Annotated in this window: 1 protein-coding gene; it reads right to left on the bottom strand. The window is 48.7% G+C overall.

Annotated elements, in window-relative coordinates; genetic code table 11:
* The coding region (locus tag NK987_RS21350) for a LamG-like jellyroll fold domain-containing protein (RefSeq protein ID WP_259265501.1) at window positions 1-655 on the bottom strand (655 nt) is incomplete at both ends.

Genomic DNA, 655 nt, shown 5'->3' on the forward strand with positions numbered 1-655 from the left:
GCGGCCTGACCTATTTTTCCGGCCACCCAATTGACTCCTGAAGGTGTAGGTATTGAGGCGTTGTTTCCGTTGCCGGAATAGTCGATAAGGATATCGCCACTTCCTTCATCCATTTTCCAGTGGCCTACGAGGTCGTTTTCCTGAGATTGTTCTGCAGTTGTAAAGCTCCAGGTTTCAGACCATTCCGAGTCACCTTGAGAATTCGATGCAAGTACCCTCCAGAAGTATGTTGTAAGCGGAGAAAGAGCAGGTGTATTGAAATCTGTTCCATTGACCGCATTCTGGTTGCTGATCAGATTGGTGAATCCGGCATCTGTAGCAAGTTGGATACTGTAAGTGTCGGCAAACGCTGAAGGAGCCCATGACAGGTTAGTGCCTGAAGAAGCCTGAATCTCAGTAATGCCGTTTAGCGGAGAAATGAGAGAAGGAGCTGATGGAGGTGGGACTGCCTCTGTAATTAAAAGAGCGGCTATTTCCGATGGGGTCAGTGCCCTGCTGTAGAGCCTGACATCGTCAAGGTCACCGTTCCACCTGTTTCCTGTTGAAATGGCACCGATTCTCAGGTCTGCGGTGTTTGAAATGATCTGAACCGGGGCATAAGTTGCCGAATTGTCTTCGACGCCGTTGATGTAGATTGTTGATTTTGTTCCGTCAA

It is taken from the genome of Aquiflexum gelatinilyticum (assembly GCF_024813435.1).
Lineage (GTDB): Bacteria > Bacteroidota > Bacteroidia > Cytophagales > Cyclobacteriaceae > Cognataquiflexum > Cognataquiflexum gelatinilyticum.